This window comes from Streptomyces sp. NPDC034099 (assembly GCF_055575415.1).
In genome coordinates, this window is sequence record NZ_JBVISR010000002.1 from 283,402 (window position 1) to 304,818 (window position 21,417).

The 21,417-nt window shown below is 71.7% G+C and carries 23 protein-coding genes; 9 read left to right on the forward strand and 14 right to left on the reverse strand.

All coding sequences use genetic code 11. From position 1 onward, the window contains the following. Nucleotides 1-148 precede the first annotated feature (148 nt). The 4 genes from ACZ56V_RS06335 to ACZ56V_RS06350 all read left to right on the forward strand — a co-directional run bounded on the left by ACZ56V_RS06335 (nucleotide 149) and on the right by ACZ56V_RS06350 (nucleotide 3,336). A complete protein-coding gene (locus tag ACZ56V_RS06335) occupies nucleotides 149-1,129 on the forward strand; it encodes a zinc ABC transporter substrate-binding protein (protein WP_468939754.1) in 981 nt (326 codons plus the stop codon). Between the two features lie 38 nt (nucleotides 1,130-1,167). Then, nucleotides 1,168-1,938 carry a metal ABC transporter ATP-binding protein gene (locus ACZ56V_RS06340; protein WP_356359912.1) on the forward strand — a complete coding sequence of 257 codons (771 nt, stop codon included), beginning with the start codon at nucleotides 1,168-1,170 and terminating at the stop codon, nucleotides 1,936-1,938. A 13-nt stretch (nucleotides 1,939-1,951) separates the two neighbouring features. After that, nucleotides 1,952-2,854 carry a metal ABC transporter permease gene (locus tag ACZ56V_RS06345; RefSeq protein WP_398911047.1) on the forward strand — a complete coding sequence of 301 codons (903 nt, stop codon included), beginning with the start codon at nucleotides 1,952-1,954 and terminating at the stop codon, nucleotides 2,852-2,854. 62 nt (nucleotides 2,855-2,916) lie between these two features. Next, nucleotides 2,917-3,336 carry a Fur family transcriptional regulator gene (locus tag ACZ56V_RS06350; RefSeq protein WP_087809450.1) on the forward strand — a complete coding sequence of 140 codons (420 nt, stop codon included), beginning with the start codon at nucleotides 2,917-2,919 and terminating at the stop codon, nucleotides 3,334-3,336. Nucleotides 3,337-3,445: 109 nt separating this feature from the next. On the opposite strand, the gene ACZ56V_RS06355 is transcribed toward ACZ56V_RS06350, so the two are convergent. Genes ACZ56V_RS06355 through ACZ56V_RS06370 form a run of 4 tightly spaced genes read right to left on the reverse strand, consistent with a single transcriptional unit; the run spans nucleotide 3,446 to nucleotide 5,521 of the window. Continuing rightward, a complete protein-coding gene (locus ACZ56V_RS06355; RefSeq protein ID WP_468939759.1) occupies nucleotides 3,446-4,279 on the reverse strand; it encodes an isoprenyl transferase in 834 nt (277 codons plus the stop codon). Nucleotides 4,280-4,324: 45 nt separating this feature from the next. Further along, nucleotides 4,325-5,074, reverse strand: coding sequence for a DNA repair protein RecO (gene recO, locus ACZ56V_RS06360; RefSeq protein WP_398911043.1), 750 nt, complete (start codon nucleotides 5,072-5,074; stop codon nucleotides 4,325-4,327). A gap of 22 nt (nucleotides 5,075-5,096) precedes the next feature. Then, nucleotides 5,097-5,318 carry a hypothetical protein gene (locus ACZ56V_RS06365; RefSeq protein ID WP_104632944.1) on the reverse strand — a complete coding sequence of 74 codons (222 nt, stop codon included), beginning with the start codon at nucleotides 5,316-5,318 and terminating at the stop codon, nucleotides 5,097-5,099. Beyond that, nucleotides 5,315-5,521, reverse strand: coding sequence for a hypothetical protein (locus tag ACZ56V_RS06370; protein ID WP_061444852.1), 207 nt, complete (start codon nucleotides 5,519-5,521; stop codon nucleotides 5,315-5,317). The genes ACZ56V_RS06365 and ACZ56V_RS06370 overlap by 4 nt, the downstream gene beginning before the upstream one ends. A gap of 114 nt (nucleotides 5,522-5,635) precedes the next feature. Between ACZ56V_RS06370 and ACZ56V_RS06375 the strand changes: the two genes are divergently transcribed. From ACZ56V_RS06375 to ACZ56V_RS06390, 4 genes are all read left to right on the forward strand, one after another. Further along, entirely contained in the window at nucleotides 5,636-6,466 is an 831-nt protein-coding gene (locus tag ACZ56V_RS06375; protein ID WP_468939764.1) for a helix-turn-helix domain-containing protein, read from the forward strand. Then, nucleotides 6,448-6,660, forward strand: coding sequence for a DUF397 domain-containing protein (locus ACZ56V_RS06380; protein ID WP_468939766.1), 213 nt, complete (start codon nucleotides 6,448-6,450; stop codon nucleotides 6,658-6,660). Before ACZ56V_RS06375 ends, ACZ56V_RS06380 begins: the two co-directional genes overlap by 19 nt. 29 nt (nucleotides 6,661-6,689) lie before the next feature. Further along, on the forward strand, nucleotides 6,690-7,232 hold the full coding sequence (locus tag ACZ56V_RS06385) for a hypothetical protein (RefSeq protein ID WP_468939769.1): 543 nt from the start codon (nucleotides 6,690-6,692) through the stop codon (nucleotides 7,230-7,232). 91 nt (nucleotides 7,233-7,323) lie between these two features. Then, a complete protein-coding gene (locus ACZ56V_RS06390; protein ID WP_468939772.1) occupies nucleotides 7,324-8,823 on the forward strand; it encodes an alpha/beta hydrolase in 1,500 nt (499 codons plus the stop codon). Here the strand turns inward: ACZ56V_RS06390 and ACZ56V_RS06395 are convergent. From ACZ56V_RS06395 to ACZ56V_RS06435, 9 genes are all read right to left on the reverse strand, one after another. Further along, complete coding sequence (locus ACZ56V_RS06395) at nucleotides 8,811-9,488, reverse strand: response regulator transcription factor (RefSeq protein ID WP_467377970.1); 678 nt, start codon at nucleotides 9,486-9,488, stop codon at nucleotides 8,811-8,813. The two genes, ACZ56V_RS06390 and ACZ56V_RS06395, sit on opposite strands and share 13 nt — an antisense overlap. Next, on the reverse strand, nucleotides 9,485-10,771 hold the full coding sequence (locus tag ACZ56V_RS06400; RefSeq protein ID WP_398911032.1) for a sensor histidine kinase: 1,287 nt from the start codon (nucleotides 10,769-10,771) through the stop codon (nucleotides 9,485-9,487). The genes ACZ56V_RS06395 and ACZ56V_RS06400 overlap by 4 nt, the downstream gene beginning before the upstream one ends. Before the next feature lie 67 nt (nucleotides 10,772-10,838). Next, on the reverse strand, nucleotides 10,839-12,917 hold the full coding sequence (locus ACZ56V_RS06405; RefSeq protein WP_468939777.1) for an MMPL family transporter: 2,079 nt from the start codon (nucleotides 12,915-12,917) through the stop codon (nucleotides 10,839-10,841). 147 nt (nucleotides 12,918-13,064) lie between these two features. Next, complete coding sequence (locus ACZ56V_RS06410) at nucleotides 13,065-14,180, reverse strand: hypothetical protein (protein WP_468939779.1); 1,116 nt, start codon at nucleotides 14,178-14,180, stop codon at nucleotides 13,065-13,067. A 98-nt stretch (nucleotides 14,181-14,278) separates the two neighbouring features. Next, nucleotides 14,279-15,259: an SCO2521 family protein gene (locus tag ACZ56V_RS06415; RefSeq protein ID WP_467377976.1), complete on the reverse strand. Its 981-nt coding sequence runs from the start codon at nucleotides 15,257-15,259 to the stop codon at nucleotides 14,279-14,281. A 1-nt stretch (nucleotide 15,260) separates the two neighbouring features. Beyond that, nucleotides 15,261-16,226: an SCO2522 family protein gene (locus tag ACZ56V_RS06420; protein WP_356359886.1), complete on the reverse strand. Its 966-nt coding sequence runs from the start codon at nucleotides 16,224-16,226 to the stop codon at nucleotides 15,261-15,263. Then, the gene (locus ACZ56V_RS06425) at nucleotides 16,223-17,140 is read right to left on the reverse strand and encodes an SCO2523 family variant P-loop protein (RefSeq protein ID WP_468940450.1); all 918 of its coding nucleotides are present in this window, start codon (nucleotides 17,138-17,140) and stop codon (nucleotides 16,223-16,225) included. The genes ACZ56V_RS06420 and ACZ56V_RS06425 overlap by 4 nt, the downstream gene beginning before the upstream one ends. Nucleotides 17,141-17,142: 2 nt before the next feature. Further along, nucleotides 17,143-18,987 (reverse strand): SCO2524 family protein, encoded by a 1,845-nt coding sequence (locus ACZ56V_RS06430; protein ID WP_467377978.1) that lies wholly within the window; start codon nucleotides 18,985-18,987, stop codon nucleotides 17,143-17,145. 83 nt (nucleotides 18,988-19,070) lie between these two features. Further along, nucleotides 19,071-19,844 carry an SCO2525 family SAM-dependent methyltransferase gene (locus tag ACZ56V_RS06435; RefSeq protein WP_468939783.1) on the reverse strand — a complete coding sequence of 258 codons (774 nt, stop codon included), beginning with the start codon at nucleotides 19,842-19,844 and terminating at the stop codon, nucleotides 19,071-19,073. A 252-nt stretch (nucleotides 19,845-20,096) separates the two neighbouring features. Between ACZ56V_RS06435 and ACZ56V_RS06440 the strand changes: the two genes are divergently transcribed. Next, nucleotides 20,097-20,642 carry a GNAT family N-acetyltransferase gene (locus ACZ56V_RS06440; RefSeq protein ID WP_468939786.1) on the forward strand — a complete coding sequence of 182 codons (546 nt, stop codon included), beginning with the start codon at nucleotides 20,097-20,099 and terminating at the stop codon, nucleotides 20,640-20,642. Here ACZ56V_RS06440 and ACZ56V_RS06445 read toward each other — a convergent pair. After that, nucleotides 20,639-21,334, reverse strand: coding sequence for a TerB family tellurite resistance protein (locus ACZ56V_RS06445; RefSeq protein WP_398911019.1), 696 nt, complete (start codon nucleotides 21,332-21,334; stop codon nucleotides 20,639-20,641). The two genes, ACZ56V_RS06440 and ACZ56V_RS06445, sit on opposite strands and share 4 nt — an antisense overlap. Nucleotides 21,335-21,417 lie beyond the last annotated feature (83 nt).

Below are 21,417 nucleotides of genomic sequence, written 5' to 3' on the forward strand. Positions count from 1 at the left end.
ATTACGACGACGGGCGACGAAGCGAGATGCTTCCAGAGAATGCTTCAGGTTACCGGCGTGGGCCGCCCCTCGGCCAAATCGGGGCCTCCCAGCTGCGGAATCGCCCGCTTGTTGACAACGGTTTCCATATTTGTTGAAAATGAGTGTCATGAACGTACGACGACGCCGTATCTCCGGCATAGCAGTCACCGCGGCCACCGCGCTCGGCCTCGGGACCCTCTCCGCCTGCTCCAGCGACAGCTCGGCGGCGGGCAATACCGACAAGTTCGACGTCGTCGCGTCGTTCTACCCCATGGAGTACCTCGCCGAGCAGATCGGCGGGGACCACGTGAACGTCACCACGCTCACCGAGCCCGGCCAGGAGCCGCACGACCTGGAGCTGAGCGCCAGGCAGACCGCCCGGATGGGCGAGGCTGACGCGGTGCTCTACCTGAAGTCCCTGCAGCCGGCCGTGGACGAGGCCGTCGGCCAGTCCGACGTGAAGACCAAGATCGACGCGGCCTCGCTGACGAAGCTCGAGGACCACGGGAACGTGGAGCACGACCACGGCGGCGAGGAGCACGCGGACGAGCACGCCGAGGAGGAGCACGCCGAGGGCGGGGAGCACGCGCTCGACCCGCACGTCTGGCTGGACCCGGTGAAGTACGCCGAGATCGCCGCGGGCGTCGCCCATGCCTTCGAGAAGGCCGACCCGGACCACGCCGACGACTACCGCAAGAACGCCGAGGCGCTGGCGAAGAAGCTGAGCGGCCTGGACACGGCGTACAAGGACGGCCTGAAGAACACCGCCACCAAGGTCTTCTTCACCAACCACGCCGCCTTCGGCTACCTCGCCGAGCGCTACGGCCTCACCCAGGAGGCCATCAACGGCCTCGACCCGGAGAGCGAGCCCAGCCCCGCCCGGATCAAGGAGCTCCAGCAGGAGGCCAGGGCCGACGGCGTGACCACCGTCTTCTACGAGACACTGGTGTCCGACAAGACCGCGAAGACCCTCGCCAAGGACGCGGGCCTGAAGACGGACGTCCTCGATCCGCTGGAGGGCATCACCGACAAGTCCAAGGGCGAGGACTACGTCGGGGTCATGGAGTCCAACCTCAAGGCGCTCGAAACCGCCCTCGGCGCCAAGTAAGCAGTACCACCCGCAGTTCGATCGTTACGGAGGACATCGTGAGCGACGAGTCCGTCATATCCCTGCGCGGCGTCCGCGCCGAGCTGGGCTCACGCCCCGTCCTGCGTGGCATCGACCTCACCGTGCGGCGCGGCCAGGTGGTCGCGCTGCTCGGCGCCAACGGCTCGGGCAAGTCCACGGCCGTGCGCACGATCATCGGCCAGGTGCCGGTCACGGACGGGGAGATCGAGCTGTTCGGCACCCCCAGGCGCCACTTCCGCGACTGGGCGCGCGTGGGCTACGTCCCGCAGCGCACCACGGCCGCGGGCGGCGTCCCGGCCACGGTGACCGAGGTGGTCTCCTCGGGCCGGCTCTCCCGGGCCCGCTTCGGCGTCCTGCGCAAGGCCGACCACGAGGCCGTACGCCGCGCCCTCGGCCTGGTCGGCATGGCGGACCGCGCCAAGGATTCGGTGAACGCCCTCTCCGGCGGCCAGCACCAGCGCGTGCTGATCGCCCGCGCGCTCGCCGCCGAACCCGAACTGCTGATCATGGACGAGCCGATGGCGGGCGTCGACCTGGCCAGCCAGGAGGTGCTGGCCGAGACGCTGCGGGCGCAGGTGGCGGCCGGGGCGACCGTCCTCCTCGTCCTGCACGAGCTGGGCCCCCTGGAGCCGCTGATCGACCGGGCCGTGGTGCTCCGCGACGGCTGCGTCCTGCACGACGGCCCGCCGCCCGAGGCCGTCGGCCAGCACGCGCTGCCCGGCCACGACCACGTCCACCCGCACGCACCCGCGGGCGCCGAACCGATCCGCACCGGCCTGCTGAGCTGAGAAGGCGACGACCATGGAAATCCTGAACTACGCCTTCATGCAGCGGGCGCTGCTCGCGGCCGTCCTGGTCGGCATCACCGCCCCGGCCATCGGCATCTACCTGGTCCAGCGCCGCCAGGCCCTCATGGGCGACGGCATCGGCCACGTGGCGATGACCGGCGTCGGCCTCGGCTTCCTGCTCTCCTGGTCCCCGGTCTGGATGGCGACGCTGGTCTCCGTCCTCGGCGCGGTCCTCATGGAGCTGATCCGCTGGTACGGCAGGACCCGCGGCGACATCGCCCTCGCCATGCTCTTCTACGGCGGCATGGCGGGCGGCGTGATGTTCATCAACCTCGCGCCGGGCGGCTCCAACGCCAACCTCACCTCGTACCTCTTCGGCTCCCTGTCGACGGTCTCCGAGTCCGACGTCACCGCGATCTGCCTGCTGGCCGCCTTCGTGGTCCTCGTCACCGTCGGCCTGCGCCGACAGCTGTTCGCCGTCAGCCAGGACGAGGAGTTCGCCCGGGTCACCGGCCTGCCGGTCCGTGCGCTGAACCTGCTGACGGCCGTCACGGCGGCGGTCACGGTGACGGTCGCGATGCGCGTCGTCGGCCTGCTGCTGGTGTCGGCGCTGATGGTGGTCCCGGTGGCCGCCGCGCAGCAGCTCACCCGCAGCTTCGCCGCCACCTTCGCGGTCTCCGTCGCGCTCGGTGTGTGCGTGACCATCGGCGGCACGGTCACCTCGTACTACCAGGACGTGCCGCCCGGCGCGACGATCGTGCTGCTCACCATCGGCGCGTTCATCCTGCTGAGCGTGCTGGCCGCCCCGCTGGCCCGGCGACGCGCGCGGGCACTCGCCGCCGCGCAACCTGCCGCGGATCCGGCGGAGTGCAAGATTCCGGCCACCAGGGGGGCCGCCGACGAGGTCGGCGTCTGACCGCGGGCGAACCGGGCTGGCACAATGGCCCGGCAAGCCGCGAAGACGTGAGGAGGAATCCAGTGACCACCGCTGGACCGCCCGTGAAGGGCCGCGCCACCCGGCAGCGGGCTGCCGTGTCGGCCGCCCTCCAGGAGGTCGAGGAGTTCCGCAGCGCGCAGGAGCTCCACGACATGCTCAAGCACAAGGGCGACGCGGTCGGGCTCACCACGGTCTACCGCACCCTGCAGTCCCTCGCCGACGCCGGCGAGGTCGACGTCCTGCGCACCGCCGAGGGCGAGTCCGTCTACCGGCGCTGCTCCACCGGCGACCATCACCACCACCTGGTCTGCCGCGCCTGCGGCAAGGCCGTCGAGGTGGAGGGCCCCGCGGTGGAGAAGTGGGCCGAGGCCATCGCGGCGGAGCACGGCTACGTCAACGTCGCCCACACGGTGGAGATCTTCGGCACCTGCGCCGACTGTGCGGTGGCCTCCGGCGGTTGAGCGGGTGGGGCCGGGGATGCCCCCGGGCCCCGTATCGGCCTGAACGGCCTCGTCCTCAAACTCCCCCAGAGGGGGTACCCCCAGACGGGCTGGTTTTGCCGCCCGGGGCTTACTGGGTACTGCGGCCTTCCATGGCCAGAAGCTCCTCGTTGGGGATGGCGCCACCGAAGCGGCGGTCGCGGGAGGCGAACTCCAGACAGGCCCGCCACAGGTCGCGCCGGTCGAAGTCCGGCCACAGGACGTCCTGGAAGACCATCTCCGCGTACGCGCTCTGCCAGATCAGGTAGTTCGACGTCCGCTGCTCCCCGCTCGGCCGCAGGAACAGGTCCACGTCCGGCATGTCCGGGTAGTACAGGTACTTCGCGAGCGTCTTCTCGTTCACCTTCGACGGATCGAGCTTCCCGGCCCGTACGTCCTCGGCGAGGGCCTGCGCCGCGTCGGCGATCTCGGCCCGTCCGCCGTAGTTCATGCAGAAGTACAGCGTGAGCCGGTCGTTGTCCTTGGTCTGCTCCTGCGCGACCTGGAGTTCCTTGGCCACCGACTTCCACAGTTTGGGCATCCGCCCCGCCCAGCGCACCCGCACCCCCAGCTCGTCGAGGGTGTCGCGGGACTTGCGGATGAAGTCGCGGTTGAAGTTCATCAGGAACCGCACCTCCTCCGGCGAGCGCTTCCAGTTCTCGGTGGAGAAGGCGTACAGGGAGATGTTCCCGACGCCCATCTCGATCGCGCCCTGGAGCACGTCCATGACCTGCTCGGCACCGACCTTGTGGCCCTCGGTGCGCGGCAGCCCGCGCTCCTTGGCCCAGCGTCCGTTGCCGTCCATGACGATCGCCACATGCTCCGGAACCAGCTCGCCGAGCTTCGGGGGCCGCGCACCGGACGGGTGCGGCTCCGGCGTCCTGTACTCCCGGCGCTGCCGCCCCAGAATCCCGCGTACGGCCATGTGTCTCTCGTCTCCTCGTGCAGTTCTTGCTGTCTTGCTGTCTTGCTAGGACTTCTCGACGTAGCGCAGGGAGCGCAGACCGCGCTCCAGGTGCCAGTGCAGGTACGCGGACACCAGCCCGCTCCCCTCCCGGACGTACCGCGGCTCGCACGCGTCCGCCGTCCCCCAGTCCCCTGCCAGCAGCGCCCCGAGCAGTTCCAGGGCCTGCGGCGAGGGTACGACGCTGCCGGGCACCCGGCAGTCGACGCAGACGGAACCGCCCGAGCCGACCGAGAAGAACCGGTTCGGACCGGGCAGGCCGCACTTCGCGCAGTCCCCGAAGGTCGGGGCGTACCCGTTCACGGCCAGCGAGCGCAGCAGGAACGCGTCGAGCACCAGGTTCGGCGCGTGCTCGCCCCGGGCGAGGGTCCTGAGCGCGCCGACCAGCAGCAGGTACTGCTGCACCGCCGGCTCGCCCTCGTGGTCGGTGAACCGCTCGGCCGTCTCCAGCATGGCGGTCCCGGCGGTGTACCGAGCGTAGTCGGTGACGATCCCGCCACCGTAGGGAGCGATCGTCTCGCTCTGCGTGCACAGCGGCAGTCCGCGCCCGACCAGCTCGCTGCCCTTCGAGAAGAACTGCACGTCCACGTGCGAGAACGGCTCCAGCCGGGCGCCGAACTTCGACTTCGTGCGCCGCACCCCGCGCGCCACGGCGCGTACGCGCCCGTGACCGCGCGTGAGCAGGGTGATGATCCGGTCCGCCTCACCCAGCTTCTGGGTGCGCAGCACGATGCCGTCGTCGCGGAACAGACTCATGCCGCCCATTCTCGCGCATGCTTCAAGGGACCTCGCCACGGCTCCGGGCGTTGGTGTACGCCGTCGCCGCGCTGAGCCGCTCGGACGGGGTGGCGTGGCGTACGTCACCCGGCTCGGCGTCCCACTCCCGCCCGCCGCCGTACGGCCGCATCTGCACGTACGGCCCCTCGTGCCCCATGACGACACCGACCCGTCCACTGCGGGTGTCCACGGCGTAGACCCCGACGGGCGGCGTCGTCGTCATCGCAGTACCGCCGCGAGGCGCCGCGCGGTCTCCACGGAACACCGGCCCAATTCGACCAGTGGGCACGGTGCCTCCCGCGCAAGACTCACCGGGTCGAGCCCGAGTGAGGGCAGAGTAATTCCTGCCTCCGCGAGCGCCGCGCGCAATTCTTTCACCGTGTCCTCCGCTCCTTCGACGCAGAGCGCCGAGTGCCGTGCTTCCATGGCGTTCCCTTCCCTTTACGGTTTCACTCTTCGTGTCCCCAGAATGCCGCGACGTGCCTACACTCGGCAGGAGTACGTGCACTACAAGTGCGGGTCAGCGCAGGGGGGTTGGTCATGGCCAATGGTTCACGGCAGGCCGCGTGGGAGTTCTTCGGAACGGAACTGAAACGTCGGCGAGAGGACGCCGGAATCACCCAAGTGGAGCTGGGCGCGCGGGTATTCGTCTCCGGGGGCTACATCGGCCAGTTCGAACAGGCAATTCGGAAACCACAGTTGGACGTGGCCCAGCGGATCGACGAGGCGCTGCAAACCGACGGTATTTTCGAGCGCCTGTGCAGGAAGCTGATTGATGATCCGCGGTATGCGGATTACTTCGCCGGGGTGGTCGAGCTGGAGCGGCTGGCATCGACGGTCTGCGACTTCGAACCGACCGTGATTCCCGGGCTCCTCCAGACACCCGCCTATGCCAGGGCTCTGACCCTGGCGACACATCCGTTCGCGGCCGACGAGTTCATCGAGGACAGGGTTGCGGCCCGCATGGAACGGTCACGCATCCTCGACGACGCTACACGCCCCGTGTATTGGGCGGTGGTGCACGAGACCGTGCTCCACGTGCCTGTCGGTGGTCCTGAAGTGACGGCGCAGACGCTGGAACACATGAGCGTGCTGGCTGCCGAACGCAAGGTACTGCTCCAAGTCCTCCCCTTCTCCGCGGGAGCCCCGGCCAACAGCGGCTCCCTGCGGCTCATGGAGTTCGTGGACGCCCCACCGACCGCCTATACAGAGACATCGTTTTCCGGAAGCCTGTTGGACGATCCGGCGGTGGTGCACCGTGCCCGCCGAGCCTACGATCTGATCAGGGGCGCCGCACTGTCGCCGGAGGCGTCCCTCGCCCTGGTCCGATCGGCGGCTGAGGAATTCAGACGATGCGCGAGTACGACCTGAGCGACGCCCGCTGGCGCAAGAGCACGTACAGCAACGGCGACGGCGGCAACTGCCTCGAAGTCGCCCACGGTGTCCCCGGCGTTATACCCCTCCGGGACAGCAAGGTGACCGACGGTCCCGTGATCGTCGTCGGGTCGGCGGCCTGGACGGAGTTCGTCCGCACCGTTGTTCAGTCCTGCGAACCGGGTGTCTGAACAACTGGTCCGGCGCTTGAGTGAACCCCATGTTCACGCGCCGATCCGCCCTCGCCCTGTCCGCAGCCGTCGCGACGGTCCTGACGCTGTCCGCCTGCGGCGGCGATGACGGGCAGGCGGCCGACGACCGGAAACCGACCCGGGCCGCTTCCTCCGCCCAGGCGGATTCGGCCCAGCCGTCGGCGGCCGCCTCCTCCGACAAGCCCGCGACCCCGGCGGAGCTGATGCCGGCCTACCGGGTCGCCTACGGCATGAGCAGCTCCCCGATGTGCAGCCACGTCGCCTGGGACGACCCCGGGTGCGGAGCGGACCTCACCGCTGCCGGAGAGCTCGCCGGTGCCATGGCCGAGAGCATCGAGCGGGACTTCCCCGACGGTCAGTACACCGACGTCGAGGACTCCGCGAGGCAGGTGGTGAAGGCGGTGAACACCGTCCGCAAGCTCGGCTGCTACGGCATGGGCTCCACGCCGCCCAAGACCGACTCGGCCAAGCTGCGGGAGCTGTGCCCCTCGATGAGCACCATCGCCTCCCTCGCCTGGCTCAACTTCGAGAGCAACGTGACCCTCCCCTAGCCCGCGCGGCGCTCCCTAGGGGGTAACCCCCCGTAAATATCGGGTTGTTGCCCGGATGTGACGGCCCCAGGGCTTCCGCGAGGCTCCTCCCATGACGCAGCGCAAGCGAAGCAGAAGCATCCGCAACGCCGCCATCGTCGGCGTGTCCACCGCCCTCCTCGGCGTCACCGCTCCGGTGACCGCCTCCGCGGCGGGCGGGAGTGCACCCGAAGTCCTCACCTGGTCCGCCTGCGAGGGCGCCGGTCTCGACCCCCGGCAGGAGTGCGCCACCCTCGACGTGCCGATGGACTACGCCGACCCCGACGGCCCCCGCATCGAGATGGCCGTCTCCCGCATCCCCGCCGAGAAGCCGGACGCCCGGCGCGGGGCCCTGCTGCTCATCGCCGGCGGGCCGGGCGGGTCGAGCCTGAACGACCCCTCGGGGAAGGGGCAGAAGATCCCCCAGGACGTCCGCGACACCCACGACCTCATCGGGTTCGCCCCGCGCGGGCTCGCGCCGTCCACTCCGGTCAGCTGCGGGCTGGAGTACGGCGACCTCGCCACCTCCAAGCTCCGGCCCTGGCCCGCCCCCGACGGCTCGGTGGACGGGAACATGACCACCGCCCGGCGCATGGCCGACGCCTGTGCGCGCAACGGCGGTGAGCTGATCAAGCACCTCAGCACCGCCAACGAGGCCCGCGACATCGACCGCCTCCGGGCCGCGCTGGGCGAGCGGCGGATCTCCGCGTGGGGCGTGTCGTACGGGACGTATGTCGGGGCGGTGTACGCCCAGTTGTTCCCGCACCGCACCGACCGGTTCGTGCTGGACAGCGTCGACAACCCCGTCCCGGCCCGCGTCAACCGCGCCTGGCTCGCGGCGCACGAGCAGGGGGTCGAGGACACCTTCCCGCACTTCGCCGCGTGGGCGTCGGAGCCCGGCAATCCCGACCGCGTGGCGGACCGGGCCGCCGACGTACGGCCGATGTTCCTGAGCCTCGCCGCCCGGCTGGACCGCGAGCCCATCCCGTGGCCCGGCGCCAATCCCGAGGAGCTGAACGGCAACGTGCTGCGCCAGACCATGCTGGACAGCTTCGCCGCCCCCAGCCGCTACCCGACGCTCGCCAGGCTGATGCGGGCCGCGGCCGAGGGCACCGTGCCGCCCGCGCCGCAGGCGCCGCCCGAGGCGGTGCTGCAGAACGTCGCGGCCGTGGGCGCCGGGGTGCTCTGCAACGACGTGGCCTGGCCCACGGACCCGGCCGGGTACGCGAAGGACGTCGCCGAGAGCCGCGCCAAGTATCCGCTCACCGCCGGGATGCCCCGCAACGCGATGCTCTGCGCGGCCTGGCCGTACCCGCCGCGCGAGGCGCCGGTGCGGATCACCGACCGGGGGCCGTCCAACGTGCTGCTCGTCCAGAACGAGCGGGACGTCAACACCCCGCACTCCGGCGCGCTGCGGATGCGGGAAGCCCTCGGCCGGCGCGCGGTCATGGTGACCGTGGACTCCACCGGGCACGACGCCTACCTGGCCAACGGCAACGCCTGCGGGGACGCCACGGTCTCCCGGTTCCTGGCGACCGGGCAGCGGCCGGGCCGGGACGTCTACTGCGGCTGATCCGCGCCCGGCGTGACCAGGCCCGACTCGTACGCCACGATGACCAGTTGGGCCCGGTCCCTCGCCTCCAGCTTGCCCATGATGCGGCTGACGTGGGTCTTCGCGGTGAGCGGGCTCAGGCCCAGGGCCTCGGCGATCTCCGTGTTGGTCAGGCCCCGGGCCACCAGGGTGAGGACCTGGCGTTCCCGGTCCGAAAGGCAGTCGGGGCCGGATCCGGGCGGGTGGAGGACGGAGGGGCTGCGCAGGAAGCGTTCGATCAGGCGGGCCGTCGGGCCGGGTGAGAGGAGGGCGTCGCCCGCCGTCACCGTGCGGATGGCGTCCAGGAGTTCGGCGGGCTTGGTGTCCTTGACCAGGAATCCGGAGGCGCCCGCGCGCAGTGCCTCCACGATGTTCTCGTCGGTGTCGTAGGTGGTGAGGACCAGCACCTTCACGCCCGCCAGGTCCTCGTCGGCGGCGATCAGCCGGGTCGCCTCGATGCCGTCCAGGTCGGGCATGCGGACGTCCATGACGACGAGGTCGGCGCGTGAGGCGCGGGCCAGTTGCACGGCCTCGCGGCCGGTGCCGGCCTCACCGACGACCTCCATGTCGGGGGCCGACGCCACCAGCAGGGCGAACGCCGCGCGGACGAGGTTCTGGTCGTCCGCCAGCAGCACGCGTATCGTCATCCGGCTCTCTCCGAGGTGATCGTCGTGGTCGTCGTCAGGGGTGTGGCGGGGGTCGGCAGGACCGCCGTCACCTCGAAGCCGGCGGCGTCCTGCCGCGGTCCGGCGTCGAGTGTCCCACCCACGCTGCGGGCCCGCTCCCGCATGCCGACGAGACCGAAGCCGGGGGTACCGGCCGGGTCGGGTCCGGTGCCGTCGTCGGTGACGGACAGGCGCAGGACGCCCGGCCCGGCGCGCACCTCGACGCGCACGGACGGCTTCGGCCCCGCGTGCCGTACGGCGTTGGTCAGCGCCTCCTGCGTGATGCGGTAGACGGCGGCACCGACCGCGGGCGGGACGTCGCCGGAGGCCACCGACAGGTCCACCCGCGCTCCGGCGAGCCGGGCGCTCTCCGCCAGGTCGGACAGGCCGTGCAGGCCGGGCAGCGGGCCGCGGGCGTCGGGGACGCCGGTGGTGTCCTGGGCCCTGAGCACTTCGAGGGTGGTGCGCAGTTCGCCGCGCGCGGAGCGGCAGGTCTCGGCGATGTCGTCGAGGGCCTTGGCGACGGCCGTCCGGTCCAGGCGCTCGGGGTCGGCGGTCAGCACGTGGGCGGCGACCGAGGTCTGCACGCCGATGAGGGTGATGCTGTGCGCCAGCAGGTCGTGCAGGTCCCGGGCGACGCGCAGGCGTTCCTCGGCGACGCGGCGCCGGGCCTCCTCCTCGCGGGTGCGTTCGGCGCGCTCGGCGCGCTCCACGATGGAGGCGACGTACTGGCGGTAGTAGCGGACGTCGATGCCGCAGAAGAGGACGGCGATGACCCAGCCCGAGATCCGGATCAGCTCGATGGCCTGGTGGGTGTTGACGGTGAGCATGACGCTCACCGACGCGGTGAGGACCACGGTGCCGGTCACGATGGTGCGCAGGGGGCGGCCGGTGACGGCCAGCGTGTACAGCGCCACGTAGGAGGCGGGACCCACCGCGGTGTGGTTGTTCTCCATCGCGTGGTACGGCCCGACCACGGCGAACAGCACCGCCAGCACCAGCAGCGGATGGCGCCGCCGCCACACGATCGGGACGTGCGCGGCGACCAGCAGCGTCCAGCCCAGGGCGTCCGGGCGGCGGCCCTCGTCGGTGAACAGCGCCAGGCAGACGGCCCCGAGGAGGAGGACTCCCGCGAGCACGGCGTCGTTGCGGGTGCCGTGGGGGGCGGTGAGCGGGTCGCGGTTGATCGCGGCGATGATCCGCTCGCCCCTGCGGGTCCGGGCGGTCCGCCCGGGCGTCGTCGCTGTCGTCGTGGTCGGCTGCACGCGTCCATCCTCCGTGGCGGGTGCGCCCCTCCGGGAGGGGAGGGGTGCACTCCGGTTGTTCGGCGGTTCAGACACCGACGGGTTCGCGCTCTCCCGTCGGCGCCGCTCCCTCCGGCTCCCGGGACAGCCGCCCCGGCCACCACACCCGGCGCCGCAGCGCGACGCTCGCGCTGGTGACCAGGTAGGTGCGGACGAGGAAGGTGTCGAGCAGGACGCCGACCGCGATGACGAAGCCCAGCTCGACCAGCTGCACCATCGGCATGCTGGTGAGCACGGCGAAGGTGGCCGCGAGGACCAGTCCGGCCGAGGCGATGACGCCGCCGGTGGTGCGCAGCGCGGAGAGGGCGGCCTCGGTGGGTCCGGCGCCGCTCAGGGCCTCCTCGCGCATCCGGTGCATCAGGAAGATGCCGTAGTCGACGCCGAGGGCGACCAGGAAGACGAAGGACAGCAGGCCGAGCCCGGGGTCGGTGCCCTCGAAGCCGAAGAGGGGGCCGAAGACGAGCCCGCCGATGCCGAGGGCCGCGCCCCACACGGCGACGACGGCGGCCACCAGGATCAGCGGCGCGACCAGCGAGCGCAGCAGCACCGTGAGGATCAGCAGGACCGAGAGCAGCACGATCGGTACGACGATGGCGGTGTCCCGGGCGTTGGTGTCCTCCAGGTCGATCTGCTGGGCGCTGGGGCCGCCGACGTGGGAGCCGTCGAGCTTGTCGCGCAGCTCCGCGATGGTGGCGGTCTCGGCGGCGGACTGGGGCGGGGTGGAGGCCAGGACCGTCAGCTCGGTCCAGCCTCCGCCGCTGCGGCCGGCCTCGGCGCTCTCGACGCCGTCGGTGGCGCGGATCTCGGTGAGCGCGGCGTCGGCGCGGTCGGTGGGGCTGATGACGGTGATCGGCTGGGTGCCGGACTCGGGGAAGGCGTCGGCGAGCGTCTCCATCGCGGCGATCGCCTCGGGGCGGGTGGTGAAGGAGTCCTCCTGCTTGATGCTGCCGGGCAGGGCGAAGGCGCCCAGCGCGAGCGCGCCGAGCAGGACGGCGCCGCCCGCCAGGACGGTGCGGGGCCGCCGTTCGGCGGAGCTGCCCATCGCGGAGAACAGCGACCTGCGGGCCTTGGGGGTGCTGCCGTAGCGGGGCACCAGCGGCCAGAAGACGCGGCGGCCGAGCAGGACGAGGACCGCGGGGAGCAGGGTCAGCATGGCGGCCAGCGCGCACAGCACGCCGACGGTGCCGAGCGGGCCCATGCCCCGGCTGGAGTTGAGGTCGGCGGTGAGCAGGCACAGGAGCCCGGCGGCGACGGTGCCGGAGGAGGCGAGCACGGCGGGGCCGCAGCCGCGCAGGGCGGCGAGCATGGCGTCGTACGGCCGCTCCACGCGGCGCAGTTCCTCGCGGTAGCGCGAGACCAGCAGCAGCGCGTAGTCGGTGCCGACGCCGAAGACGAGGATGGTCATGATGCCGCTGGACTGGCCGGAGACGGCGGTGCCGAACATCTGGTTGAGGCCGTAGGCGACGCCCATGGAGAGGTAGTCGGCCATTCCGGCGACGGCGAGCGGGACGAGCCACAGGAAGGGACTGCGGTAGATGAGGATCAGGAGGAGGGCGACCACCGCGGCGGTGGTGTAGAGCAGCGGGCCGTCGAGGGAGTTGTAGACCTCGGAGGCGTCGGTGGCGAGCGCGCCCTCGCCGCCGACCTCGACGCCGAGTCCGTCTCCGCCCTCCGCGACGTCCCGCACCTCGTTGACGAGTGCGTCGCGGGCCTTCTCGTCCGTGCCGGGTTCGTTGGAGGCCACCGGGTACATGAGGGTGGTGCCGTCCTTGGACGGGATGCCCGTCGGGCGCCCGGTGAGTTCGTGCGCACGGGCGATCTCGGCGACCTGCTCGGCGGCGGTCCTGCGGTCGGCGGCGGTCAGCCCGGCGTCGCGGTGGTAGACGAGGACCATCTCGGTGGCCTCGCCGCCCGGCAGCCGCTCCTGGATCTTGGCGACCTGCGTCGAGTCGGCGCTCGCCGGCAGGTAGTCGACGGCGCGGTCGCGCTGCACGTCCCCGAGTTTCGCCGCGAACGGCGAGGCGATCGCCAGCACGGCGATCCACAGTCCGAGCACCAGCCAGGGCACGGCCCGCCGCCGCCCCGCGCCTGTCGTAGTGGCCCCCATCTGACGGGCCTCCCTCCGGTGGATGTCTGGGTGGGTCTCCAGACTTCCGCCGGCGGGGCGGCGACGCGTCGGGCGTGAGGGCGAGCCCCGGGCTACTGCCCGGGGAGACGCGGGGCCGCCGTTACTCCCCGGGGAGTACGGCGGTGGTCAGCCCCGGTCGACCATCCAGTTGCCGTCCTCCTCGTCGTCGACGCGCACCTCCAGTTCACGCAGGCCCATGCCCGCGTCCCAGAGTTCCCTGAAGCGCTTGAGCCGGTCCCGTACGTAGTCCTGGCGCGCGGTGAGCCGGGTGCGGACGTTGACGTCGCGCAGGTCCTGCTCGATCTCGAACGACACCTCCTCGTCGTAGAGGATGAAGTCGTTGGTGGTGCCGCGCTGGAGGTGCGGGGGCAGTTCGGGCAGGACCGCCACACGGACGTCGATGCGGCGCAGCTCCTGCTCCTCGCACAGCCGCAGCAGCCGGTCGTCGAGTTCGCGGGCGCTCTCCAGCAGGAACAGGCGGCGTACCGCGACGCCCTGTTCGTCGATGGCCGCCTGCTGGGCGTCGAGGTAGCGGCCGGCGGGCTCGCTGGTCCAGAACTCCCGGTCGACGGAGGTGCTGGTGGCGAGGATGGACTGCTCGGCGGCCTTGGTGAGGGTGAGCATCCAGTCGTGGTTCTCGCCGGGGCACTCGGCGCTCAGGTTGGTGAGGTCCGCCATGTGGCCGACCACCCGGGACATCTCCAGATGGACGAAGGTGTGCAGGATGGAGGGGCTGGGCAGCAGGACGTCGGCGAAGCCCTTGGCCAGGTCCGGCACGCTGTCGATGCGGACCGGGTCCAGCGGGCGCGCGGCCTCGGCGGACCGGTGGTCGACCTGGGTGACGTGCGTCTCGACCAGCTGCTTGACGTCCTCGGTGTGCCGGGTCAGCCCCGACTTCAGCTCGGTGTCGTACCGGCTGAGACCGTCGCGTACGGCGGCGGTGTTCTCGGCCAGGGCGTCCTCCACCCGCCGGGTGTGCTCCTCCAGCCGGTTGGGTCCGGGACGCGGGGCCAGGCCGAGGACGTACTGGACGGCGAGCGCGGCGGCGGCGCAGAGCACGGCGGCCACGAACTGCCTCAGGGTGCCGTTGTCCGGGTCGAGGATGGCCGCGACGCTCCAGAACAGGCCGCCGACGACGAGGGCGACCAGCAGCGTGCGGGCCCAGGGGGACTCCCCCCTCGGGTCGATCGGGTTGGTCGTGCGGGGCGTGCCGTCGGGTCGGGGTGACTGTGCCGTGCTCATCTCGCTCTCTCCCCCCGTTGGGATACGCGTCGGATCGTGCGGGGATGTGCGTGCGGTGACCGGCGTGCGGTGCTGCGCGTGCCGGACGGCGGGCTCGGTCAGGGAGCCGGTTCCACCTCCCGGTGGGCTGCGGGAATGGCGTGCAGGGTCAGCTGGTCGCGGATGCGCTGCACCAGGGCCTGCCACTGCCGGGTGAAGCCGGGGCGCTCCTCCAACGGGTCCCACAGCGCGGCCAGTTCGCGGCCGACCCGGGCGCCGGGCATCCACAGGTGGAGCAGGTGGTCGACGGCCGGGCGCAGCGTCCGCACCACGGCACCGGCGTCGTGGGCGGCTCCGGCGCCGAGGCGGAGGCCGTCGAGCATGCGGACGACGGTGGTGAGCAGCCAGTCGTGCAGGGCCAGGTCGTCGCAGAGCGCGGCCAGTTCGGCGCCCGTGGTGCCCTCGGGCACGCGCAGGCGCACGGTGCGCAGCTCGTCCTCGGCGAGGGTGAACCGTTCCAGCGAGGGACCTTCGCCCGGGGCCGCGGGCAGGGCCGCCCAGCGCAGCCGGGTGGGGCGGGAGCGGAAGGGCGGGCGCTGGTCGAGCAGGGGGTGGCGCAGCACCCGGGTGAGCAGGCCGTCGGCGATGAGTCCGACGTCGAGGTCACCGTGGCGCGGGCCGCCGAGGACGCCCTGCGCGACCGCCTCGTGCGGCAGCCTGCCGAGCGGCTCGACGACTCCGGGCCGCACCAGATACTCGCCCCAGGGCCGCCGCTGGTCGGGTCCGGTGCCGGGCAGGCGGCAGTGCGCGGAGGTCTGCAGGACGCGGCCCTCGGTGAGCGCGGCGTGCGCGGTGACGGTGCCGACGGCGCGGACGCGGGCGCCGTTGGCGCTGGGCAGGGGGCAGTCGACGCCGGTGAGGGTCTCGGGGGAACGCGCGTAGAGGCCGGGGCGCTCGGAGAGCAGTACGCGTTCGTCGGCGCGCAGGCCGAGGAGCTGGGCGGCGGAACGGATGTCGAGGGCCTGCCGGGCGGGCAGCAGGCAGGTGCGGATCTCGCCGCAGGCGAGGACGGCGGGCGGGGTGCTCTGCCGCGGCGCCATGTCAGGGCCCCGAGTAGTACACGTAGGAGATGCGGTCGGCGACCGAGTCGGGGACGGGCATGCGTTCCTTCCCGGAGCGGTCGGCGACCTGTGCCAGTGCACCCGGTTCGACCTCGATCTGGTCGAGGATCACGCGGACGGCGTGCTCGACGGGGAGGAACCGGGTGGGCAGGACGGAGCAGGTGCGGTAGGCGGCGAAGGGGTCCGCGCGCTCGTTGAGCTTCAGCAGGGTGGGCAGCTCGTCCCACTTGTCGGGGAAGCCGGTGGCGGTGTGCGGCTGGGGGGCCAGGACGGCCTCGCCCTCGTTGCGCAGGAGTCCGAGGCGGGCGAGCTGCCACACGGCGGCGAGGAAGGGGCAGGACCACAGGCGCTGCCCGTCGGCGTCGTCGCTCCACAGCTCGACGTCGAGGAAGACGGAGTGCCGGCGGGCCGCGGTCTCGTGCGGGGGCTGCCAGGCCACGGCCCGCTTCATGGCCTGCGGGGCGCGGGCGACGGGACTGCGCTCGCCGTTGGCGAGCCAGCCGGTCTGCGCGGCGGGCGGGCGCAGGCCGTAGCTGCCGGGCGGCGGCGACTCCACGATGCGGGCGGCGACCGCCTCGGCGACGGGCACCTTGCCGGTGACGGCGCAGCCGGACTCGCGGGCCAGGTAGTCGACGCTCAGTCCGGCCCGCTCGGCCTCCGCGAGGAGCATGGGGACGACCTCGGCGGGGGTGGAGAAGCGGGTGAAGTAGTCGTCGATGAGGAAGCAGGTGCTGATCCGGGCCCGCTTGCCGCCGGCCCGGGCGGTGGCGGCGGTGCGGGCCGCCTCCACCCAGGGCCGTACTTCGGCGAAGTGCGCGCGCAGCCGTTCGGGTCCGGCCTCGAAGTCCTCCATGTAGAGGTGGCCCAGCTCCACGGAGAGGTGGGCCAGCGGCACGGACTGGGTGCGCGGCTCGGCGGCGGTCTCGCGGAACACGGGCTCCGTCACAGCCGCCCCCAGTGGGTGTCGTCCGTCAGGCGCCGGGCGATCTCCTCCAGCGCCTCCAGGGTCTCCTTGTTGGCTATCTGGGTGGAGAGGACGTCCTCCTCCGTGATCAGCTGCTCCTGCCACTGGAGGATGGGTTCCAGCGGCACGATGCCGAGGACGACGCTGTCGCCGATGCGCTGTTCGGCGGCGAGCCGGCGCAGCGCCTCGTCGCACGCCTGCATCCAGGTGGCCTGGGCGGTCGAGCCCTGGGACCACAGCGGCGACTCGGGGTCGGGTACGGCGGCCCGCACGAAACGGATCGCGGCGCGCAGGGTGTCCTCGTCGTGGCCGCGTTCGACGCCGCCGCCGATGATGCCGTGCTCGCCGTGGACCAGTCCGGAGGCGGCGATCACGTGCTGGCGGGTCCAGCGGTGGAAGACCAGCCAGCGGAAGGGGACGTTGCGCATCCGGGGGTGGGCGGTGGCGTCGAGGACCATGTCGACGGCGTAGCTGCGGCCGGCGCTGAGGTCGACGAAGATGACGTCGAACTCGCCGTTGAGCTTGAGCAGCAGGTCGACGCAGCGCTCCAGGGCCTCCTCGCCGGTGGCGAACTCGCCGCCGCCCGCGTCGCCGGGGAACAGCACCAGGCGGCCGGACTGGTTGGGGCGGGCGCGCAGCAGGGGGTGCTCGGTCTCCCGCCAGACGTCGATGCGGACCGGGTCCGCGGTGTCGCCCTCCAGGTAGGAGTGCAGGCCGCGCTCCTCGGTGCCGCGCATGGCGCTGGGCACGTCGAAGACGGCGGCGGCGGTGGGCGAGCCGAAGTCGAAGTCGACGTAGGCCACGTGGTCACCGGTGAGGGCGCGCTGGTAGGCCAGGTTGGCGCTGGTCACCGAGCGTCCCGTGCCTCCCTTGTCGGAGGCGGCGAAGACCAGCACGCTCACACCTCCTGGGCGGCGGCGCCCCTGGCCTGGGCCAGGGTGTCGAGTTCCTGGAGCACGGGCAGGGCCAGCGCGAAGGCGGTCGCGGGCCGTTCGTCGACCAGGCTGCGGGCGTGGTCGAGGCGGCTCTCGATGCTCCGCATGGCCCTGGCTCTGGCTCCGTCGGCGGCGGCGGACGCCTCCAGCTGCTCCCGGCCGAACAGGTGGGTGGCCTCACTGAGCAGTTCCCGGGCCAGCTCGGCGAGTTCGGGGCTGCGGATGGGCTCCTGCTCGTACAGGATGCGGGCGGCGACCAGGCATTCGGTGACGCGCTCGGTGATGCTCCAGGACATGCGCAGTCCGGCGTCCTGGGCGTCGGGGTAGACGGCCTGGATGTTGTCCCAGAGGCCGGCGCCCTCGTCCTCGTCGATGCGCCGCTTCCACAGGTGCTCGAAGGACTGCTCGGCGAGGCGGAGCAGGCGGTCCTGGGCGCCGATGTTCCGGGAGAGTACGGCGAGCTGGATGATCCGCTTGAGGAGCTGGGCGGAGAAGTCGGTCATCCGCCACAGCAGCTGGCCGCCGGCGCGCTCGGACCCGGCGAGCGGCATGGTGACGCCGGGGGTGTGCAGCCGGAGGGTCGGGTCCCTCTTGGTCATGCGGCTGGTGACCCGGCCCCGGTCGGCGAGGCGCTCCATGATGGCGACGGTGCGCGTGAGGTCGTCGTCGGTCGCCTTCCGGCGGACCAGGTCGTGGACGAGGATGGCCGCGACGGTCAGGGAGAAGTACTCGGACTCCAGGCGCAGTCCGGTGGTCTGCCAGGGCAGGTCCTCCAGGGGCCAACGCTCGCCGCCGAAACGGGCGATCGCGGACCAGTACTGCTGGCTCAGCTCCCAGCGCAGGCGCAGCATCTCGGCGAGTTTCTGCTGGTCCTCGTCGAGCAGGCCGAGGGTGAGGGTGCGGTCGGAGAACAGGTCCTGGATGCCGTCGAGGGCGACGACGGTGAAGTACACGTAGGGCAGCCGGTCGGCGATGCCGTCGGGCTGGCCCGGGACGTCGACGGTCAGGTCGGTGATCTTCGGGGCGTCCTTGACGATGCCCCAGGCCCAGCCGCACTCGAAGAGCTGGCTTTCGTCGCGGATGCCCTCGTCGACCTGGATGCCTCTCGACAGGCTCTCGATGATGGTGGCGCGCAGCGGGCGTAAGCGGCGGGAGAACTGCTGGAGGACGATCCGGTCGGACTGTCCGCCCTGGCCGATGACCTGGATCAGCCGCTTGCCCTGTTCCGACTCGGAGTCGAAGACGTTCACGGAGAAGGACCGCAGCAGGCTGACCATCGCGGAGGTCAGCCGGGCGTTGGTGGCCTCCCGCAGCTCGGCGATCGCCTTCAGGACCTCGGGCCGGGTGGTGGTGCCCTCGTAGACCTTGAGGAAGCCGAGGGTGGCCAGGCAGAGCGTGACGGACATGGAGTAGGAGTCGACCACGCCCAGCTGGCGCTGTTCGTGGCTGACCGTGCCGTCGGGCTCGGAGGGGCGGAAGTAGTGGCCGCCGGAGAAGGTGGGGCTGTCGTCCGTGCCGGTGTGGGTGCGCATGAACTGGGTCAGCGCGGCGATCAGGTTGGGCGGGATCTCCAGCCGGCTGCCCACCCGTTCCAGGGCGCGCAGGACGTCACGTTCGGTGGTGTCCGGCTGGTCGAGCCGGAAGGCGGGGACCTCGGTGGCCGGATACAGCAGGCACAGCAGGCGTTCGGCGTCCGCGACGCTGCTCAGTCCGTCGGTGTCCCCCCGGACGAGCTTGCCGTCGTCGAACGAATGACGGGCCATGGCCTGCCAGATGTCCAGCAGGTGCTGGCGTGGCTTGATCTGCATCCCCGCACCCCTCGTACAGACCTCGTTGCCCTGTGTTCGGCATGTCCCCGTTGCGATGGTCCCCGTTGAGCATGTCCCCGTTCCTACGGGGCGGCAATCGCCGAATTGCGCCGTCCCAGGGCGAGGAGCATTCCCTCGTGCCCCGGCCGCACCGAGTGGTGCAGATCGTGGATCTCCAGCTCCGCGGTGAACGGCTCCAGGCTCAGTCGGACGGTTTCCTCGTTCACCCGGTAGGCCGGGTAGTCGTGTGCGCCGACGCGGTAGCCGACGGACTCCTTCATGAAGGCGGCGGCGAACGGCGCTCCCTCGCCGAGCGCGTTCATGAAGCAGCGCACGCCCCGGTGGAACTCCTCGGACGCCTCGGACATGGAGTCGGCGACGAAGAACATGGTCCCCAGCGTCCAGCGCCGGTCCCCGCCCTCCAGGTCGAACAGGTTGCCGCGCTCCACGCCGACGATCTCGCTGACCCGCGGTCTCGGCTCGACGGCGGCGTAGGCGGGAACCTCTCGCAGCACGTCCCAGAAGGGGTCCCAGGCGATGTCGTACCCGGCCGGGGCGACCTGCTTCTCCAGGTACTCGACGTTCGGGTGGGCGTACTCCAGCAGGAGCAGCTCCTCGCACCAGGGCAGCATGGACAGGGCGGGGTACAGGTTCGCCCCGGCGCCGACGTCGATGCCGCGCGCGGAGCGCGGGGGGGCTCCCTCGAAGCAGCGGGTGAAGTAGTCGCGCATCAACCGGACGATCAGCAGGTCCACTTCGAGGGGTGTCCGGTAGTTGTTGTCGACGTACACCTCTGGATCGAACTTCGACCAAGGCGCGTCGGCGTTGCGATCCATAGTCACCCTGCCACGTTCCATTCGATTTTGGACAAACCCCCACTACCGTTCACGGTAAGTGACACGGCCACTACGCAACAGTGGGTGAATACGCCATCCTCATCCGCCCGGCGCACGTCGGGCGCATGGTCGCACACTCGAACTCGCCCTTGCATGAGGGAAGTTGGACGCTCACTCTAGCCAGAAGCCGACACCGGCCGCCACATGAGTCCGTCACTCGATCGTGAGCGGGGCGGGTGTCCACGAGTTGACGCAGTCTGACCAGGGGGTTGCATGACCGCCGAACCGCTGGAACGTTCCCTCGACCACCACGACCAGCTCACCCGCCCCGGCCTGCCGCCGGACGACCTGCCACTGGACCTGCGCACGGCACGGGAGTCCGACCTGCCGGAGCTGCGGCGGCTGGACGAGGAGGTCTTCCAGGACTTCGCCTATCCCGGTTTCCTGCTGCGCCAGCTCTTCGACATGTACGAGGAGCACTTCCTGGTCCTCGACGACGGCACGGGCCGGCTGCGCGGTTACGTGCTGGCGGCCACCCGGACGCTCGGCGCGGACAGCTGGATACTCGGGCTGTGCGTGACCCAGGACCGGCGCCGCCACGGGCTGGGCCGGGAGCTGATGCGGGAGGTGCTGAGCCGGTTGCGCCGGGACGGCATCCAGCTGGTCCGCCTCACCGTGGAACCCGCCAACCTCGCCGCCATCTTCCTCTACCGCTCCCTGGGCTTCCGCCCCGAGGAACCCGACGGCGGACTGCGTCCGGACTACTTCGGCCCGGGCATGCACCGCCAGATCATGCGGCTGGACCTCGCGCCGGACTAGGAGGGCGTGCCCGCGGACTCCAGGAGGCGGGTCACGTCGTCGGAGCAGAGGGTCAGGGCCGCGCCGACGGTGGCCAGGGCGTCGCGCTCGGCGGGGGTGTAGGGGCCGTCGGCCAGGGCGATGCGGGCGCCCTGCAGCAGGATCGACTCGCGTCCGACGGCGGCGAGGTGCGGTGCCAGCGGGTCCAGCGCCTCGTGCAGTTCTATCGCCAGGCCCGGCACGCAGGGTTCGCCGCGGACCCGGCCGGTGTCCGCCTCCAGCGCCTCGACGAGCGCGTTCAGCTGGTCCTCGGTGCAGTCCTCGAAGCCGGCCGCGCGCACCGCGACGGTCGCGGTCTCCAGCGAGGTGCGGGAGCAGGTGCCGCCCGCGGTCAGGACCGCGAGGGCGACGGTGTGGACGGCGTCGCGGAGCATCGCGGAGAAACGGGTGGTGGTCGGGTGGTCGAGGACGTCGGTGCCGTAGTGGCGGCGGCAGGCCGCGCACTCGACGGTAGGCGCGGACTCGCCGCGGGGCAGCACGGGCACGCCGAGCAGGGTGAAGCGCCGACGGCCGGTGAGCCGCGTGTAGTTGCGGTCGCCGCCGCAGCCGGGACAGAAGAACTCGCCGTCGCCCACGGGCGTCCACGCGGTGCGGGTGCCCAGGATGCGTGGCAGCCGGGCAGCTCGGCTGGTTCGTCCCTGTCCAGGCAGCACGTCGCACCTCCATAACGGCGCGACAGCATCGTCGCGCTGGCGTGATGTTAGCCACATCACCGACGTGGAGTCAGTACCCAGGA

Coding starts and splice junctions, on each gene's coding strand:
- ACZ56V_RS06380 (WP_468939766.1), top strand. CDS start 6,448: ATGCGCGAGTACGACCTGAGCGACGCCCGCTGGCGCAAGAGCACGTAC.
- ACZ56V_RS06440 (WP_468939786.1), top strand. CDS start 20,097: ATGACCGCCGAACCGCTGGAACGTTCCCTCGACCACCACGACCAGCTC.
- recO (WP_398911043.1), bottom strand. CDS start 5,074: ATGAGTCTGTTCCGCGACGACGGCATCGTGCTGCGCACCCAGAAGCTG.
- ACZ56V_RS06405 (WP_468939777.1), bottom strand. CDS start 12,917: ATGGGGGCCACTACGACAGGCGCGGGGCGGCGGCGGGCCGTGCCCTGG.
- ACZ56V_RS06370 (WP_061444852.1), bottom strand. CDS start 5,521: ATGGAAGCACGGCACTCGGCGCTCTGCGTCGAAGGAGCGGAGGACACG.
- ACZ56V_RS06385 (WP_468939769.1), top strand. CDS start 6,690: ATGTTCACGCGCCGATCCGCCCTCGCCCTGTCCGCAGCCGTCGCGACG.
- ACZ56V_RS06415 (WP_467377976.1), bottom strand. CDS start 15,259: ATGGCGCCGCGGCAGAGCACCCCGCCCGCCGTCCTCGCCTGCGGCGAG.
- ACZ56V_RS06390 (WP_468939772.1), top strand. CDS start 7,324: ATGACGCAGCGCAAGCGAAGCAGAAGCATCCGCAACGCCGCCATCGTC.
- ACZ56V_RS06345 (WP_398911047.1), top strand. CDS start 1,952: ATGGAAATCCTGAACTACGCCTTCATGCAGCGGGCGCTGCTCGCGGCC.
- ACZ56V_RS06435 (WP_468939783.1), bottom strand. CDS start 19,844: ATGGAACGTGGCAGGGTGACTATGGATCGCAACGCCGACGCGCCTTGG.
- ACZ56V_RS06410 (WP_468939779.1), bottom strand. CDS start 14,180: ATGAGCACGGCACAGTCACCCCGACCCGACGGCACGCCCCGCACGACC.
- ACZ56V_RS06395 (WP_467377970.1), bottom strand. CDS start 9,488: ATGACGATACGCGTGCTGCTGGCGGACGACCAGAACCTCGTCCGCGCG.
- ACZ56V_RS06335 (WP_468939754.1), top strand. CDS start 149: ATGAACGTACGACGACGCCGTATCTCCGGCATAGCAGTCACCGCGGCC.
- ACZ56V_RS06355 (WP_468939759.1), bottom strand. CDS start 4,279: ATGGCCGTACGCGGGATTCTGGGGCGGCAGCGCCGGGAGTACAGGACG.
- ACZ56V_RS06430 (WP_467377978.1), bottom strand. CDS start 18,987: ATGCAGATCAAGCCACGCCAGCACCTGCTGGACATCTGGCAGGCCATG.
- ACZ56V_RS06375 (WP_468939764.1), top strand. CDS start 5,636: ATGGCCAATGGTTCACGGCAGGCCGCGTGGGAGTTCTTCGGAACGGAA.
- ACZ56V_RS06365 (WP_104632944.1), bottom strand. CDS start 5,318: ATGACGACGACGCCGCCCGTCGGGGTCTACGCCGTGGACACCCGCAGT.